Raw genomic sequence first — 16203 nt, forward strand, 5'->3', positions numbered from 1 at the left:
AAACTTCAACCTTCTGCCTTCTCGCCATGCTGAAACATGGACTTGGGAACAATAGCTAATCTCCCCAAATACCGCTATTTAGCACCGGGACTCGGAGCCGGAGCCGGCGGTTTTTCTTCTTGCTTTAACGGCAGCAGCGCGTGCAATTCAAAAGCCGTTTTAATTTTAGTTTGCGGCTGCTCCACAGGGACTATTTTCCCTTTCAACAAATCGATTTTCATTGCCTGAGTTGATGAGAGCAATTCAGATTTCAAATTCCTCACTACCAACAGCGACTGCATCAACTCCAAGTTACGCATAAAATTGCGGGTTTGAGCGAAATTGCCTTCAAACTCTACCTTATATTTTTTGCGTCTGAGCTTGCCAGCCAGGGACGGCCCGAAGGACGTATCGCTGAGAATATCAGGGTCTGGAGCTCCAGGCACGGGTGCTGCTCCTGCTGGCGGGACATCCGGCTCAAATTTGGTAATTTTAGCCTTGAGGTCGTCTCCTTGCACGCCCGCGTTGATTCGATTCACCAGTTGGTTCATGTCAAGCAGCAGCGTGTTGGAGCCTGCGTCGCTGGCAAACATTGCCGTCACGTTGGCGCGGCGCTGTTTGGCTTCATCTTGCTTTGCTTGTGCTTCTGACTTTTTGAGAATTAGAGTTTGCAATTCGACTTGCGTTTTTTTGTTGTCAGCAATTTTTTGCTTGATTTCGTCGCTTTTTTGGAATTCTGGCAGTACGAACTGGGAGCCGAGGTAGGCTGCTACTCCGAGGCCGAGAACCGCGATGCCTATTGCTTGGACTTGGGGTGTCAGCTTAATGCCGAATATTTCCTGAGTCCCTGCTTCTTCTGCTGGCGCGCCGCTAGGAATAAACTCTGCTGTCATGGTTTTTTCACCTCTGTTTTTTCTGGTTCTAGCACTCCTTTTTCTTGAAGTGTTTCTATCCGTATGGCTAGCCCGTCTGCTTGCTTGCTCCGCAGCTCGGGGAGCAACTCGGAGGCGCCTGTCGGGCTGAGCGTCGTTTCAATTTTATATTCCACAACCGGCCGCAGTTGGGGAATTTCTGGTGCTGCTGTGCCTTGGTTGCGCACTTGTAATTGTGTGGGGTTGGTTTTTAATGTTGCCGCTACCAGTTTGGTATCGGTGTTGAGGAAGAAAGGAGAGCGCTGGACTAGGAGCATAAAGTCGTTAACTTGAGCAAAGGTACTGGCTATCCCTGAAATTTGTACTTTTGCCGCCTGCGGCGGGGCGACTGGGGCGGGAGCAGCAACCGGGGTGGGGCTCGCTGGGGACGGACTCGCCCCTGGAGACGGACTCGCCCCCGGGGAGGCAGCGGGAGTTGCTGCGGGGGGAGGGGGTGCTGCTGCAACCGGGGATGGACTGGGGTCGATTTGCTCGATTTTGGCAATTTGCACTCCGGCGGGAGTGCGGGCACTCAGGTCTTGCAGCATCGCCGACCAAGGTTTAATTTGGTCGAATACTCCGGCTAATGCTTTGTATTCGGCGGTAACTTTGTCGGTTTCGGCGTTGATGGCTTTGATGGCGTTGGCTTGAGTGCCTAACTTTGCCACTTCTTGTTCGATGTTTGCTTGGTCTTTAGCCAAGCTGCTATTTTGGCTGGTCGCCCACCACCAGGCGCCCATGACGGCGGCATTGATGCCCAAGGCAAACAGCCCCGCCCCAATTAGGGGCAGTTGGTCTTTGGCTCCCCCGGAACTTCTTTTAGCTGAGCTTTTGGCTGCTGTGACTGGTTTGTAGTCCGGACGGTCGTTGAGAAAATTAATATCTAGGCTGTACATGGCTTCACTCGATTTTATAGCATTCGGAAGTTCGGCAACGGATGGGGTAACGGATGTAACGGATGTCAGGAAGAAGGTTTTAGTTATTTAGGAGGCTCTCCAGGATTTGTTGTGTAAAGGGTAGTGTGAGGTTCTCGCTTGCGCGCCTCTCTATGCCCGCACCACAGGAAGTTTTATTTTTCCTTTCGCCTCAAACTCAGGAGAGCCATTTAGGAGAGAAAGAAGAAGGAAGAAAGAAGAAGGAAGGCTTTAGTCCTCGCCAGAGACTTTTGGTTGCAATCGACCGCTTATGTTTGGGCAATTAATAACGTCCTCACTCTGATGGGCGGTTGCTATAAATTTGAAATTTTAGATTTTCGACACAGCGCCAGATTGCCGGTATAAGTGAAGGATTTATTTAGGGAAGAAAGAAACAATTTTCTGCCTTCTACCGAAGGAAGTGCTTGCTTCTACCTCCGATATTCTACCTTTTACCTTTTACCTTTTACCTCCAATATTCTATCTTCTGCATCAGGTGCCTTCTTCTTTTGGAAGAAGCTTTTTCCTAAAATTCTCAAATCGGTTTTTCTATTATCTAAAACTCTTAGGTCACATAACCTCCCTCAGTCCTAAACCTAAGGCGACTCCTAAGCCTGCTCGCTGTTCTGGGCTAATTTCTTCGCTGATTTCGAGTCCTAGGGTTTCGATTGGGTCTACTTGAGATGCCGGCAAGCTTAATCTTTGCATGAAAAATTCGTCGAGTTTGCCGATCGCAGCTCCTGGGCCCGCTAGCAGCAGTTGCGCTACTTCGAGTTCTTCGCTCTGGTTGAGGTAAAAGTCTACTGAGCGGCGCAGTTCGTCTGCTAGTTCTCCCAATACTTTAATCATCGCATTTGTGCCGGGATTGGCGTCTCCCGATGCGCCCATTGTATCTGTTACTGGCAGGGTCATGCCTTGCAGTTCGCTGGTGTCTCTGGTTGGCGGCAGGTTCATGGCTTGGTTGAGGGCGGTCTGGATTTGGTAGGTGCCGATCGGGATGGTACGGTTAAATTGCGGTATGCCGTCCACTACTATAGCCAACTCGGTACTGTCAAATTCTATGTCTGTCAAGACGGCGGCTTCTTGGGAGGAAAATTGTTGCAGTTGGTCTTTGAGGGTGCGGATCAAGGCAAAGCTGGTTACTTCGAGCACGTCGATAATCAGTCCGGCTTCTTTGAAAGTTTCGATATAGGTGTCGGTAACTTCTCTGCGGGTTGCCACTAACACGACTTGCACTTTTTCTACGCCGTCGTCATCTACAAATAGGCCGATTTTTTGATAGTCTACGTCGGCGTCTTCTCTGGGAAACGGCAAGTACAGTCCTGCTTCTGCGTTCATGTAATCCCGCAGTTCTTCTTCGTTGAGTTCTGCTGGAACTGGAATTAGCCTGATCACGGCTTCGCGGCCGGGAATGGCTGTGGCTACTTTCTTGGCTTTGATTTTGTTTTCGGCGAGGATGGCGCGTATTAGTTCTGCCATTCCGGGCGGATCGACTATTTGTCCTTCTTGTACTATGTCTTCTGGTACTTCTATTGAGGCTAGGATGCCTAATTTTAATGCCTGAGCTTTCTTTTCGAGCTGAATGATGTTGATGCGGTCTGGGGCTATTTCGATCCCGATTCCTGGCTGGCGTTGGGACAGTAGACCTTTGAAAAAGTTAACCATAGGATTGGGTCGCCGGTAATTGCTATTTTTTTATTTTGTAGTTGGCCAGCCTGATTCAACACGCCGGAGGTTGGAGGAGGATAATACCATTTTCGATTTTCGATTGACTGATGAGCCTGCGGGTTGGGCTCGCGGGCTCGTCAGTTGCATTCTTTTTGAGACAGGGTATTAGTTTCCAACTGCCGCTACTGTAATCTCAGTGTTCGCAGTGCTGCGGTTCACAGTCTGTGTTCCGCGATCGCCTGTTCCGATTTTATGCTATCCAATTTACTTGACAATAGCTATTCTGCGGAGAATGTCAACAAATTTAAGCTCGATCGACCGAAAACTTGCCGATTCTGCTGCAAAACCGACTCTCTCGGGGGCCAGGGCACAAAACTCTCGCGCTTGATTCACGCGCGCTGTCTGCGGGCGATGCTTTTTTCTCCTTGGCGAACCATGATTCTCAAATTAAATTCTATGAAACGTAAATCTTGGCAACTGTTCGCTGTTTTTGGGCTGGTGGGGCTGCTGCTGGCTGCGGTGGTCAGTTGCAGCAAGCCGGCTGTTAATTCCCAGGCCAAGAATGCCAACGAAATCGAGTTCTGGACTATGCAGCTTCAACCTCAGTTTACTGAGTATTTCAACAAGACGATCGCCGGTTTTGAAGCCGAAAATCCGGGGGTAAAGGTGCGCTGGGTGGACGTTCCTTGGTCGGCGATGGAAAGCAAGATTTTGGGGGCGGTTTCGGCGAAAACAGCGCCGGATGTGGTGAACCTGAATCCGGATTTTGCTTCGCTGTTGGCGGGGCGCAATGCTTGGCTGGATTTGGACTCTCGGATTTCGCAGCAAGTGCGATCGAGCTATCTCCCAAATATCTGGAAAGCTAGCGTACTCGACGGCAAGACTTTTGGCATTCCTTGGTATCTTACAACTGGGGTAACTATTTACAATACGGATTTGTTTAAAAAAGCTGGAATTGCCAAACCTCCGGCTACCTATGCCGAGTTGGCAACTGTGGCGAAACAGGTGAAGGAGAAGACTGGTAAGTTTGCTTTTTTTGCGACTTTTGTACCGGAGGATTCGGCGGAGGTTTTGCAATCTTTCGTGCAGATGGGCGTGCCTTTGGTGGACGCTCAAGGTAAGGCTGCTTTCAATACTGCTAAGGGTAAGGCGGTTTTTCAGTATTGGGTTGATTTGTACAAGGGCGGGCTTTTACCGCAGGATGTTTTGGTGCAGGGACACCGCAGGGCGATCGAGCTTTATCAAGCTGGAGAAACTGCTTTGTTGGGTTCTGGGCCTCAGTTTTTGAAGGCGATTTCTGAGAATGCTCCGAGTGTTGGTGCTGTTTCGGTTGCTGCGCCTCAAATTACGGGGGAAAGCGGCAAGAAGACTGTGGCGGTGATGAATTTGGTTGTACCCCGCGACAGCAAGCGCCCTGATGATGCTGTCAAGTTTGCTCTTTACGTCACTAATTCTCCAAATCAGTTAGCTTTTGCTAAGGCGGCTAATGTTTTGCCTTCTACGGTTGAGGCTTTGCAGGACGGTTATTTTAAGAGCGTTCCGGCTGATGCGGCTCCGGGCGATCGCGCTCGAATTATCAGTGCTTCTGGGTTGGAAAAAGCCGAGTTGTTGATTCCGCCTCTCAAGGATGTTAAGAAGTTGCAAAAAGCGATTTATGACAATTTGCAAGCGGCAATGTTAGGCGAAAAACCAGTAGATCAAGCTGTAGCTGATGCGGCTACGGCTTGGAATCAAAGGTAGTTTTTAAGTGAAGCAGGGGCGGAAATATTTTTCCTTTTCCCCCTTGCTTTTTTATAAAATTTGACATATCATTAAATAATGGGAATCCGTGCCGTCATATATACTCAAATATCAGGTTTTAAATTATTATAATATTTACTCGTTTACTCGTTACCAGGCTGTGCCTGGTAACGCATATCCAGAGGCTCTGCCTCGTTTTTTTTCCAGCCGAGGCAGAGCCTCTAGATATTGGTTCCAAGGCTCTGCCTTGGAACCAGTTAACCAGTAAAAATATTAGATTTTAAATTATAATAATAGGTTCGTAGTAAGGACTTTAGTCCTTCTTCATGCGGACTAAAGTCCTCACTACGAACCCGTGCGATCGCCCCTGGATATAAGTTATAATTAAAGTAGGCAATACTCCGACGCTACCGCAGGAGGCAACTATGCAAATTCAAAGCAACAATCAAATGGGAAAAGTTTTTGCCACTCTGACGATCGTTAATCGAGCCGACCAAATCTTAGCAGAAGCGGGGGTGAGATCAGAAGAAGAAATTCGGTCGATCGTCCTCAAAAATGTATTAGTAGATAGGCGGGCTACTACGTTGTGTCTGCCAAAAGAGGCGATCGCCCAACTGGGACTAAAACTCCTCAAAGAAGTAGACGTAGCAACAGCAATGGGTATTGGCAAAGCCCGCATTTTCCGAGATGCCACCCTATCCATATTTGACCGGGAAGGCACTTTCGAGTGCTTGGAGTTACCGGGAGGTAATGATGCACTTTTGGGTGTCATACCTTTAGAATCATTGGGATTGGAAATAGACTTGCAAAATCAAATCTTGAAACCTTTACCCATCAGTCCCACTGAAACCTATTTGACGATTTTGTAGCTATAACTGTCATTTTTGAGGGGATTGTGCGTTGAGAAGTGCGATCTTAGATGTAGGATGCGTCGCCTCGAATAGTTTCAAACAATCTCCCAAATTTTGAGATCGACGCACCAGATAATTATGTAAAAATCAATAAGGACAATAAATCTCAGGAGTTGCCAGAAATTCAGTCACAATTTTTACTTGTTTAAACGCCGGGGAAAACAAACTCACATCAACTGCAACCGGACCGCACGGAACTAAGATATTATTGTCTTTGGCGTAGATAATTCCAAAATACGATCGCACACCTAAATTTTTAGACACAGCTACTTGAGCAGCAATTGGATAGCTATTGTGAGTCGCAACTTTGATACCATACAAATAATTCTTGCTTTCTCGCACGGAAAAGCCAAAACCTTTCAAAATAGCAGCAGCAGAAGTGGCTGTTTTTTCCTCTGGAAATGATAAGCTACCGAAAGAGTTGGTAAATCCCGTTGCTTCTAAATATTGCGCGGTTTGGTGTTTGTTCAAATAGCTGATGTATTGTGTGGCTTCACTTTCTTTAGCTTTACCGATTAACCTGAAAAAAGTAGGGAGGGCGATCGCAGATAAAATCCCAATAATAAAAATAACAACCAATAATTCAATTAAAGTAAAGCCCTGTGAAGCGTTGGCGTTACCTGCACGCACTGCATAAATGTAGCGCAGGTCAGAGAATTTTTGGTAACTTAGATCGAGTTTAGTGTTTAAGTATCTTTTAATTATAGTCGGTGCAAACTGAGATATTGCACCATTCTCAATAAGCCCAAAGAAACCGGGTTTCTGACCGAAAAATATAGGTTTATATGCAAATTCTTTGCCAGAAACCCGGTTTCTAACTCGATTATTGACCGTGGTGCAATATCTCAGTGCAAACTGACATTTTGGACTATTTTCACCAACAGGCAAGATGCCGGTTCCACAAGGGTTGAATTTTATGAGGGAGTGGGTATCTTGCCCGCCATTGAAAGGTCGATCGACAACAGACATAATTGCCTCCTCAAACAAAATCTACAATTATAGCGGCGATCGAGTAAGTGAGGTGTACTCTCAAGCGATTACCGACTACCAATTACCAATTACCGATTGCCAATTACCAAACCCCACCTCTACCTCATGTTACACCAGAAAGACTATATTTAACTAACCATCAATAATTCCCTTGCAATTTTCGCCAAGTCTTGGGAAACTCAGCTTGATTCTGACAGATAACAGGCAACCAGCTAGCACCGGGAATTTCCCGCTCCCAAGCATCTTTTAGATGTTTTCGCGCTTGCCGCACGGAAACACAAAAAGAATTGCCACCAGCAAAAGCTTTGAGAAACACTTTCAGAAACTCCTGGGCGATTAAATCCGGCACCAGTTCCCGCATCACGATAATTTGAGGAATATCTAAATTAGCTAACTGCTTCGCCAATCCTAAACCATCGCAAGAGTTAAAAATTGCTATTTCCAAACCCCCTTCAATAGCTATTTTCAAGGAATGTTTTAGCTGTTCCACAGTTAACTTATCTGTCTTATTAATACAAATCACCCCCGTACTGCCATCTGCTTCGCTCTGACTGTGACCAGAAAAAAACAAAATATCCCAGCCTATTTGATCGGTGAGATATTCCTGAACTTGCTGGTGAGTTGGTTGTTCCAAAAATATAGTTTCTGCTTCTGACAAATGCTCCAATATCTGCCTGTCTCGATCGACATTAATTCCTGTACTATCGCCCAAAATTGCCAAAATTCTTACTTTATTTCTGGAGCGTACTGATTTTTTGACTCTGTTAGATCTCGTGCGACTTAAAGCTACTTCTGCTTTACAGTAATTATTAAAAAAATCCCATTGATGCCAGGGGAGTTTTCGCAATAAGTTATCTTCAGTTTGGATGATTACCCGTACTTCGTCAGTGCGGTTTAACTTGTCGCGCAATCCCCGCTCGATCGGGGAAAACTGTTCGGATTTTAGCCAATTATTTACGTTTATTTCTACTTCTTCAGCTAGTTTTTTTAGCTGTTGTGATGAAAAGTTAGTAATTTGACATTGTTTTACTTTTATGCCACGGTTATTGCGCTGATCCTTCAGAAGGTTATACATTTCTTGCCACTGTTGATAGCGTTCTGAAATTTCCACTTGTGGTGGTAACTTGCCTTCTAATTCTATTGCTAAACGCTGGCGATCGCACCAAATATCAACTGTCACGTCAAACCCTTGTTTCAAGTCGCCGCTAGCCAAGTTTAAGATGACTACTTGTTCGGACAACGGTCTGACTATATCCTCCACTACTGACAGCAAGTATTGGCGCTGTTCTGGTGAGTTTTGCAGGGCTGGTACTTCTGTTCCTAGCAATTGTAGCATTTTTTGATAAAAAACATTGAAATCTTTGTGGATTTTTTCTTTATCTGCGTCAGGAGGTACGCTGACTTTGACTACAAGTCCATTACGTTTGTGTTCAATACTCTGAATGTTCAGTTCTATGCCTTGATTTTCTACTTGCACTTGTTGGAAAGATGCGACGAAAGCTTTCCAATCAACACCATGGTTAAAAATTAAGTCAACTGTATTTAAAACTTCTTCAAAAAAAGTGGTAAATTCTCCTGGTTGATAGTAGTCGTCACTGCTGCTGGGGCGGCGTTCGCGATCGTCCGTTCCCGGTTTCGGTTCTTCTAGCAAATAAACCCACTTACAATCAACCCATTCTAGTTCCGTAGTGCTGTCAATATTCCAGGTTCCCAAACCGCAAACTCCTGTCATCTTGGCCTTGCTAAAATCAGTGCCGATCGCCTGCACTTGAGTAAAAATTGCATATTGTAAATTAGCAGCTTCCAACGTCGCTTGACTGAGGTCTGCTGTTTGCATTTGGGCATAGCTGAGGTCTGCACCTATGAGGTTTGCTCCTCTCAAATCCATGCCTTGATATGATTTTTTATAACCGTCGCTGGTGACAAGCAACTTTCGCACCGCTGGATTAATTAATATTGTTTCATCCACTCTTGCCCAGTCGAGAAAACGAGCGTGACGCCACATAGTTCTGTGGATAGTAGCCAATCTAAAATCAGTGTTTTTGAGGGTAGCACAACTGAAGTTAGTATTGGCTAATTTAGCGCCGCGAAAGCTGGTGCCGCCAGCCGCACCAATGACGATCGCAAATTGGCGAATTACGCTGTATTTATCATCTTCAGCTAAAACTCTGTTAGCAATGTAAACTCCTAATAAGACCAAAGCTACAGCTAAGATGACAGCTCCGGCGATCGCCGCCATAACTACAGGCGGATCGGGAAAATCTTGCACGCAATTTTTTAGGAAGTCGTAGCATTTATTGTTTGTGTTGTCAACTACTCCAGCTTGGATTAACACGGATGCTTTTAAATATCGAGTTGAATTCCTGGCAATAATTCCGGTGGCGATCGCACTTACAGCCAGAGCTTCAAATACAGCCAAAGCTGCAATCGTCCTCCCCAGAACAACTTCAGCCAATGCTAGGGCTAAAGGGAGAGCTACAACTGCGATCGTAGTCGCAACGACAGCCGCAGTTAAAGTTACAATTAAAAACGGAATATCGTTAGCCTTAGTTTCGCCAGACAAGGCACTCATTAAGCTGCCAGGTCTAAAAGACCTTAACCACGAAAGTATGGGATGTTTATCATTGGAGAACGCAGACAAAAGACCAATGATAGGGACAAAAACAGCAGCCGCAATACCTAAATAATCCAAGGCTTTTTGTATCCCTTGGCGAATCATGGTGGTCAAGAGAATAGCATTGACTAATAAAATGATTGCAGTGGGAATAAAACCGATATGCTCGGTAGTTTTGGGAATGAGAGATTTGAATGTATTATCGATCGCAATTACAGCAGCTATTCCTGATATTGCCGAAAGCACTGCTACAATTATGAAGATTTTGATTTGCGATTTTATGGCTAATCCGCAGCGAGCGTGATTGAAATTAGCACCATCGAGAGTTGCATTGGTAAAATCTGCACCTCGAATATCTGCATTAGAGAAATCTGCATTAGTCAGGCCACAGCCTTTGAAAGAATGACCTTGGAGATTGCGATTGCGAAAGTTTTGAAAGGTTAATGATGACATATAGCAGTTCGGCAACGGATTTTGTAACGGATTTTGTAACGGATGTAACGGATTTAACGGATGTTTCTGGTTTATCGTTTTCTCGTTTCCAGGCTCTACCCATTGGTGACAACTTAAGGTAAAACCGATAGTCCGCCAGGGAATGAATTCCCTGTCTCAAAGCTTAAGTCCTCTGAAGAGGACTAATGAATTTAAAAATCTTTTTCAGAGTTCTCTGAAGAGAACTAATGAATTTAAAAATCTTCTTCTGAGTCCTCTTAAGAGGACTTTAGCTTTGAGGCAGGGGTTTCAACCCCTGCCGGACTACAAACGAAAAGATTGCTTCACATTTACCTCTCCCAGTGCCACAGTAATGCTGAACAATTCTCTTAAGTCAGGAGTAAATTCAAATTTAAGAAAGTTGTCAGCCTCTCTTGATTCAGTCTGCAAAATCACCTCTGCCGATGACTCATCTGTCAGCATCAATTGCAACCCCGGAGGCAAATAAGTTTGATTGCCCATTGGATGCACTTCCACGACAATATCCAGTTCGGAATCTGGTTCTGGGGGGATGGTGACTAGCAGTGCTACGGAGTGTTCTGCTAATTGCATTCCCAAGTCAATTTTCTGACCGCGATCGATGGGTAATGCGTTGTCGCTTCGAGAGCGAAATTGCAATTGTTTGGGATTTAATAGCTCGTCAATTACTTGCCATCCTGACTCAAAAACATCTTCAAACCAGTTCATTAAATTAACTGGTTTCAGTTGTTTAATTTTATTCATGTAGGCGAGCAAATCTTCGAGGGAATTCATTTCAGTCAGAGGTACTTCTTGAGCTACTGTTCTAGTAAATCCTAGTAGTGTTGCTCGTTTCAAAGATTGGTCTAACTGTACGGCTACATAACCAATTCTGTCTCCCCAAGCATCGTAGGGAATGTGACAGTTTTCTGCATCTGGCAATACGGGACGGCATTCAATTTTGCCAACACCTCCGACATCTAAATCGGCGACATCCACAAATTTCAGCATGACTGAATCGCGACTTTCGCTATTTTCCAAGTTAGTCTCAAATCCCATGCAGCGCAGGTAAGAATCTACTGCATATACTGCCAGGGTATTGAGATAAACTTGTTTGAATCTTGTCGGTATGGATTTTTCAGCGCACTGTTGAGCGATGTCATGGGCTTCAAAGGATAGCGGTACGGTGAAAGTTATTGGTTCGATCATTTTACTCATCATTAGTTTCTCTGCTCTCTTGCTTAATTATCACTGTAATTTATTACGAATGTAATCAGAAAATCTCCGCAATTTTCGATGATAAAAACTGTCAATAGTTGAACTGGGCTCTCCCAACCTTTTAGAGATACTCTTCGATGTTTCATCATCCAATTTAGCTTTAGCTATATCTTGCCAAGTAATATCCGGGCGACCTCTAACTGACACACTCCTAAAATGGCCATCTGGATCTTCTTCGATCAATTCACGCAGCATTGTAGCCTCTTCGGACAATGGTGATTCTGGTGACTGGTAATTATCTAGGTCGTTTAAGGAAGGTAGTTCGCCTGTTCTATTTCTTTCTTTCATATGTCGATCGACAACCTCGCTGAATCTCCACTTCAATATCTTATTGACCCAAGCCATCACAGGTTTTTCTGGATAGTAGTTGTCAATGTTTTGACAAATATACTCAATTGTTTTTACAAGTGCTTCGTTATAAAGATCCTGGTAAATGAGACCTTGCAAGCCGGCTCTGTAAGGACGAACAAGTCTATGACAACGCCCAACTACTTCGATTAGTTTGGTTAGTGCTCTGTTTCGCTGACGGCTCTGGGCTGGGTGCTGTTGAGCTTCGAGAGCTAGCTGTCTGAGTTGCAAATCAATTTCGTCCTCCATCTCAATCTCCTCACTCCTCTGGGGATTTTTGTGCAGTGTTGGGGCATTTCTATATTGTTTTTCGGTAGAGTCCCAATTTTTTACGCATTTGTGGGGAGATTGTTACAAAACTTTACCTTCGAGGGGCTTGGGAAAAAAAGTTTTGAGATTTGCGTAAAAAGTTTGGGGTGGTTTCGTAATTAGGGTTGAGGGGGCGATTCCCTACGAAATAGCTGCGCTTGTCGCACTTTTGCGAAATGGGCGATCGCACTTCATAAATTTGGCCATTACAAGACTCACGGGAGGCGAGAAACCGCGTTTCTTCGTATATTTCTCGTGACGGGAGAGCAAAACTCATAGAAACCCGGTTTCTGAGGTTGTGTATGTCCGGGAATAGATTATCAACTTTTACTTTTTCGGGGAGATCATTTCCATGACTACTGTGAAGAAATTATCGATGGTTGCGATCGTATCTGTATTTTGGGCTGGAATTATTAACCCAGTAAGTGCAATTATGGTGTCTTTTGGAGGTACGTCTGTTCCCGGAAAAGGACAATTCTCTCGCGTACCTGGGGTAACAACAATTGATTTCGACTCAGGTGCCCCAACATCTGGGCCTGCTATTTACTCGGCTCCTGGTATCGGCCCTACTGTTGTTTCAGGCAGTTTCAGCGGTGCTTTTTCTGCACCAAGCGATGACTACACGAAATACCTTACAGTTGCGCCATTTGGCGATTGGCGAGGCAATAATAATGTCACTATTAGCTTGGCCGAAAACATTGATTACTTTGGTATGTACTTGGGTTCGTTTGATAGTTATAATAGCATTGCTTTCTACCAAGACAATGTTCTTCTAAAATTGTTGAGGGGCAATGATGCTGTCAACGATTTTTACGTAAATTTCTTTGCAGAAAAAAACGAATCCTTTAACAAAGTAGTTCTAGCTTCGAGTCAGCCTGCATTTGAGAGTGATAACCATGCTTATCGGGTTGCTGAACCCGTCCCAGAACCGACTACTGTACTTGGAACTTTAGCGTTTGGCGCTGTCATTTCCCGCTGGCGGATGAAGCGCAAACAGCAACAGAAAGTTTTGAATTCAACAGTTAGCTGATTTAGGGGAGAAATGTGCGATCGCCCTTCCAGAGCACAAAAAGAGCGATCGCCCTTCCATCCTATTCACAGCATCAAAAACCTATTCCCTAAACAATTGAGCAAAACGCTTTAACACCTTCAGCACCCTGTACAAGCCATCCTCGCTCCTCAGCGTAAAAGAATACGATGTAGCATACTGCGGCGTGCCTTCTTTCGTCAATTTCAAGAAGATAAAATCAATCCCATTCGTGACAAATCCCAAACTAGGTTTGTCAGGATTAGGACTCCCCAGCATATACGCCAAAGCTTGCGGAATACCAGCTTCTAGCGAATATTGCGATTTTTTTGCTTCTATTACCAACACCCAAAACTCAGGCGTAAAAACCAATAAATCCAGGCGTCCCGTAACAAGAGTTCCATCATCTTCGGAAACAATTCTCACCTCTTTCTCGCCAGTCAAGTAAAATGGCGCACGATAAAATCCTGCTAGTCTCAACAACGGAGAAAGCACCACTAACTTAACCACAGGTTCCAGAATTTCGTACTCTGACAAGTGGATATAGTCGCCCTTGACTTCATCTAAAGCTTGCCTTTCTAAATCCGTCAGTTCGGGTAAATTATCTTGCCACTCTCGAAAAAATTGAGCGTCGTCAGTGCGCTGCAATCCAAACTTTTCTATTAAGTCGCGCAGCTTGATATTTTTGGCTTGGATTGTTTCTACCATAGCTTTACATTTTGTTACATAGTCAGGTTTATTTGTGCGTAGCTAATTAGATCGGAAAAAAAGTTTTGAGATTTGCGTAAAAACTTGGGGCTGCTTCCGTAATTAGAGTATACAGGGCGATCGCACCTTCGTCTGAAAAAAAAGTTTTGAGATTTGCGTAAAAACTTGGGCTTGCTTCCGTAATTAGAGTATAGAAGCCAATTCAACGTTTTGGCGATCGCTTGATTTCATTATATCACTTTTCATTTAATCCAAGATTAGGAGTGTAATCTCAATGACAACCGTAAATCAAGGTCAAACTAATGTTCTGCTGAAAGATGTTCTAATCGCCGACACTTGGCCGGGAAGTGCAGCTAACAATTCTATCCTCAACCCTTTAAGCAGCAACAACAAGCAAAATATCGGCGAAAGTTCCTTGATGATTGACAGCAAAAATCCAATAGCGCTCGAACCCGATCAACCATCAGTTACGACTAATTTGCTGAAATCAAACGATGCTATTTCCGAGTCAAGCAGCAATAAATCTGATGATTCCTTAATTGTTCCAGACCCTCTCAAGAGCAGTTTAAACACGTCAGTCAGCCGCAGTACCGGACTCGACACCTTATCCGGTTCCCAGTCAGGCGCAAGTGTCAAAGATACCCTGACTGGAAGCAGCAAAGATGCACCGTTAATTGCAATTAAAGATGACACTTTGACAGCCACTGACTCCTTGACTAACAATCAAAGTGCCAAGGAAATATCACCTGACAAAAAAATCGATGCCTTCGCAGAAAAAGAAAATAAACCGGAAACACAGGTCACTAAAAATAACCTGATTTCCGCAGAAAAAGAATCCACAATTCAACCACCGACTAATCCTGATAAATTGACTCCGGAAAAACCAGTCGCCACTATCCCTGAAGCGGCCAAGGATGCCAACAAACAAAACTCGACAGCTACCAGTCAAACTGTTGACAATTCCCAATCACCAGCCACAATTCAAACACCGACTAATACTGATAAATTGACTGCGGAAAAATTAGTTACTACTGTCGCTGAAGCGGCCAAAGATGCCAACAAAGAAAACTCGACAGCTACCACTCAAAATGTGGAAAAGTCCCACTCACCAGCCACGATTCAAACACCGACTAATACTGAGAAATTAACTGCGGAAAAACCAGTTACTGCGGTCGCTGAAGTTGGGAAAGATAGCAACAAACAAAACTCGACAGCTACTAGCGGAGACCAGGACAAAAAAGTTGCGGACAACAGTCAAGTTGTTGCAGTTGAAACCCCAAAAGAACTCAACCCAACTAATCCTAAATCCGAGCTAGTCGCGGATAATTCGTTTACATCCGGGAAATTTATTGTTGATTCGACTGGTCAAGTCGGCATCGATTTCTTGTTGGACGGCGGACTGTATAAGGGTCAATTAGCTATCGTCAGCCTGAAAGGGATGGAGAAGTTTGTACCTGGTTCAGCAGAATTTATCAAAGAAGTGGCTTCAAGGGCATTAAGCAATTCTGTAAAAGGTCATGTAGTCATTAATGATTTGAGCGAAGGTGCGAGATTTACGGGTAATTTACCTGAAGGGAATTATAACGAAGGAACTTATTTGGGAGTCAAGAGTTTTGCAATGACTTCTGGAGATGAATTTGGCGTTATGTTGGTGCCGAATGGAACTGTGCAAGAGGTTCTGAATAATCCTGTTGTTGGAGGGGATAAACGTCCTTTGTTTTCAATGGTGACGGCGAATCCTGCTGAGGGATTTCATGTGGGGCAAATTGCTGATGTGACGGGTAGCGGTAAGACTTTTGCAATGGAGGATATGCGGGTCGATTTCGGGAGCGATCGCGATTACAATGATGTGATATTTCAGGTGCGGGGTGCGACGGGTACTGCGGTGAATTTGGATGCAGTGATTAATGCTGATAAAGATTGGCGTAAGGATGATATTGGTAAGGCTTTGCTTGCTTACTCTCAACCCTATGTTGAACCGAAGGTAGAGGCTGCAAAAGAGGATGGAAAACCTGCAAATAATACTGATTATGCTTCACTTTTAGATGTTCCAATTCCTGATAATGCAAGTGTTTTAAAAGAGAAAGTAACTCCTCCAACTAATACTGAGTCTCTCTCGAAAACGGAGGTTGTTACTTCAGATATAACTGTAACGCCCGCGGTGGAAACTGTAGAGGAGAAACAGCCGATCGCCAATTCGATTGCTACTCCTACCAAGGATATGCCGGTTTCTGACAAGGCTGTAGTTTCTGAGGTGGAAACTGTAGAGGATAAACAGGCGATCGCCAATTCGATTGCTACTCCTACCAAGGATATGCCGGTTTCTGACAAGGCTGTAGTTTCTGAGGTGGAAACT

12 protein-coding genes are annotated in these 16203 nt (G+C 44.6%); 4 read left to right on the top strand and 8 right to left on the bottom strand.

Annotated features, from left to right (window positions below; genetic code table 11):
• Nucleotides 1-74: 74 nt before the first annotated feature.
• From QUB63_RS27650 to pilM, 3 genes are all read right to left on the bottom strand, one after another.
• The gene (locus tag QUB63_RS27650; RefSeq protein WP_332948564.1) at nucleotides 75-872 is read right to left on the bottom strand and encodes a pilus assembly protein PilO; all 798 of its coding nucleotides are present in this window, start codon (nucleotides 870-872) and stop codon (nucleotides 75-77) included.
• Nucleotides 869-1786 carry a PilN domain-containing protein gene (locus QUB63_RS27655; protein ID WP_332948565.1) on the bottom strand — a complete coding sequence of 306 codons (918 nt, stop codon included), beginning with the start codon at nucleotides 1784-1786 and terminating at the stop codon, nucleotides 869-871. Before QUB63_RS27655 ends, QUB63_RS27650 begins: the two co-directional genes overlap by 4 nt.
• A gap of 588 nt (nucleotides 1787-2374) precedes the next feature.
• Nucleotides 2375-3469, bottom strand: a complete 1095-nt coding sequence (gene pilM / locus QUB63_RS27660) for a type IV pilus assembly protein PilM (protein WP_332948566.1) — start codon at nucleotides 3467-3469, stop codon at nucleotides 2375-2377.
• Between the two features lie 459 nt (nucleotides 3470-3928).
• On the opposite strand from pilM, the gene QUB63_RS27665 reads away from it, so the two are divergent.
• A complete protein-coding gene (locus QUB63_RS27665) occupies nucleotides 3929-5212 on the top strand; it encodes an ABC transporter substrate-binding protein (RefSeq protein WP_332948567.1) in 1284 nt (427 codons plus the stop codon).
• 425 nt (nucleotides 5213-5637) lie between these two features.
• Nucleotides 5638-6081 carry an aspartyl protease gene (locus QUB63_RS27670; protein WP_332948568.1) on the top strand — a complete coding sequence of 148 codons (444 nt, stop codon included), beginning with the start codon at nucleotides 5638-5640 and terminating at the stop codon, nucleotides 6079-6081.
• A gap of 129 nt (nucleotides 6082-6210) precedes the next feature.
• Here the strand turns inward: QUB63_RS27670 and QUB63_RS35165 are convergent, their stop codons facing one another.
• The 4 genes from QUB63_RS35165 to QUB63_RS27690 all read right to left on the bottom strand — a co-directional run bounded on the left by QUB63_RS35165 (nucleotide 6211) and on the right by QUB63_RS27690 (nucleotide 12052).
• Nucleotides 6211-7092, bottom strand: a complete 882-nt coding sequence (locus QUB63_RS35165; protein ID WP_442921822.1) for a type IV pilin-like G/H family protein — start codon at nucleotides 7090-7092, stop codon at nucleotides 6211-6213.
• A 160-nt stretch (nucleotides 7093-7252) separates the two neighbouring features.
• The gene (locus QUB63_RS27680) at nucleotides 7253-10180 is read right to left on the bottom strand and encodes a pentapeptide repeat-containing protein (protein WP_332948569.1); all 2928 of its coding nucleotides are present in this window, start codon (nucleotides 10178-10180) and stop codon (nucleotides 7253-7255) included.
• Nucleotides 10181-10483: 303 nt separating this feature from the next.
• Entirely contained in the window at nucleotides 10484-11398 is a 915-nt protein-coding gene (locus QUB63_RS27685) for a DUF1822 family protein (protein WP_332948570.1), read from the bottom strand.
• 27 nt (nucleotides 11399-11425) lie between these two features.
• The gene (locus QUB63_RS27690; protein ID WP_332948572.1) at nucleotides 11426-12052 is read right to left on the bottom strand and encodes a hypothetical protein; all 627 of its coding nucleotides are present in this window, start codon (nucleotides 12050-12052) and stop codon (nucleotides 11426-11428) included.
• Between the two features lie 412 nt (nucleotides 12053-12464).
• On the opposite strand from QUB63_RS27690, the gene QUB63_RS27695 reads away from it, so the two are divergent.
• Complete coding sequence (locus tag QUB63_RS27695) at nucleotides 12465-13142, top strand: Npun_F0296 family exosortase-dependent surface protein (protein ID WP_332948574.1); 678 nt, start codon at nucleotides 12465-12467, stop codon at nucleotides 13140-13142.
• 81 nt (nucleotides 13143-13223) lie between these two features.
• Here the strand turns inward: QUB63_RS27695 and QUB63_RS27700 are convergent, their stop codons facing one another.
• Nucleotides 13224-13847 carry a type I restriction enzyme HsdR N-terminal domain-containing protein gene (locus QUB63_RS27700; protein WP_332948575.1) on the bottom strand — a complete coding sequence of 208 codons (624 nt, stop codon included), beginning with the start codon at nucleotides 13845-13847 and terminating at the stop codon, nucleotides 13224-13226.
• A 274-nt stretch (nucleotides 13848-14121) separates the two neighbouring features.
• Between QUB63_RS27700 and QUB63_RS27705 the strand changes: the two genes are divergently transcribed.
• The coding region (locus QUB63_RS27705; protein ID WP_332948576.1) for a DUF4114 domain-containing protein at nucleotides 14122-16203 on the top strand (2082 nt) is incomplete at its 3' end.

It is taken from the genome of Microcoleus sp. ARI1-B5 (genome assembly GCF_036705795.1).
Taxonomy (GTDB): domain Bacteria; phylum Cyanobacteriota; class Cyanobacteriia; order Cyanobacteriales; family Microcoleaceae; genus Microcoleus.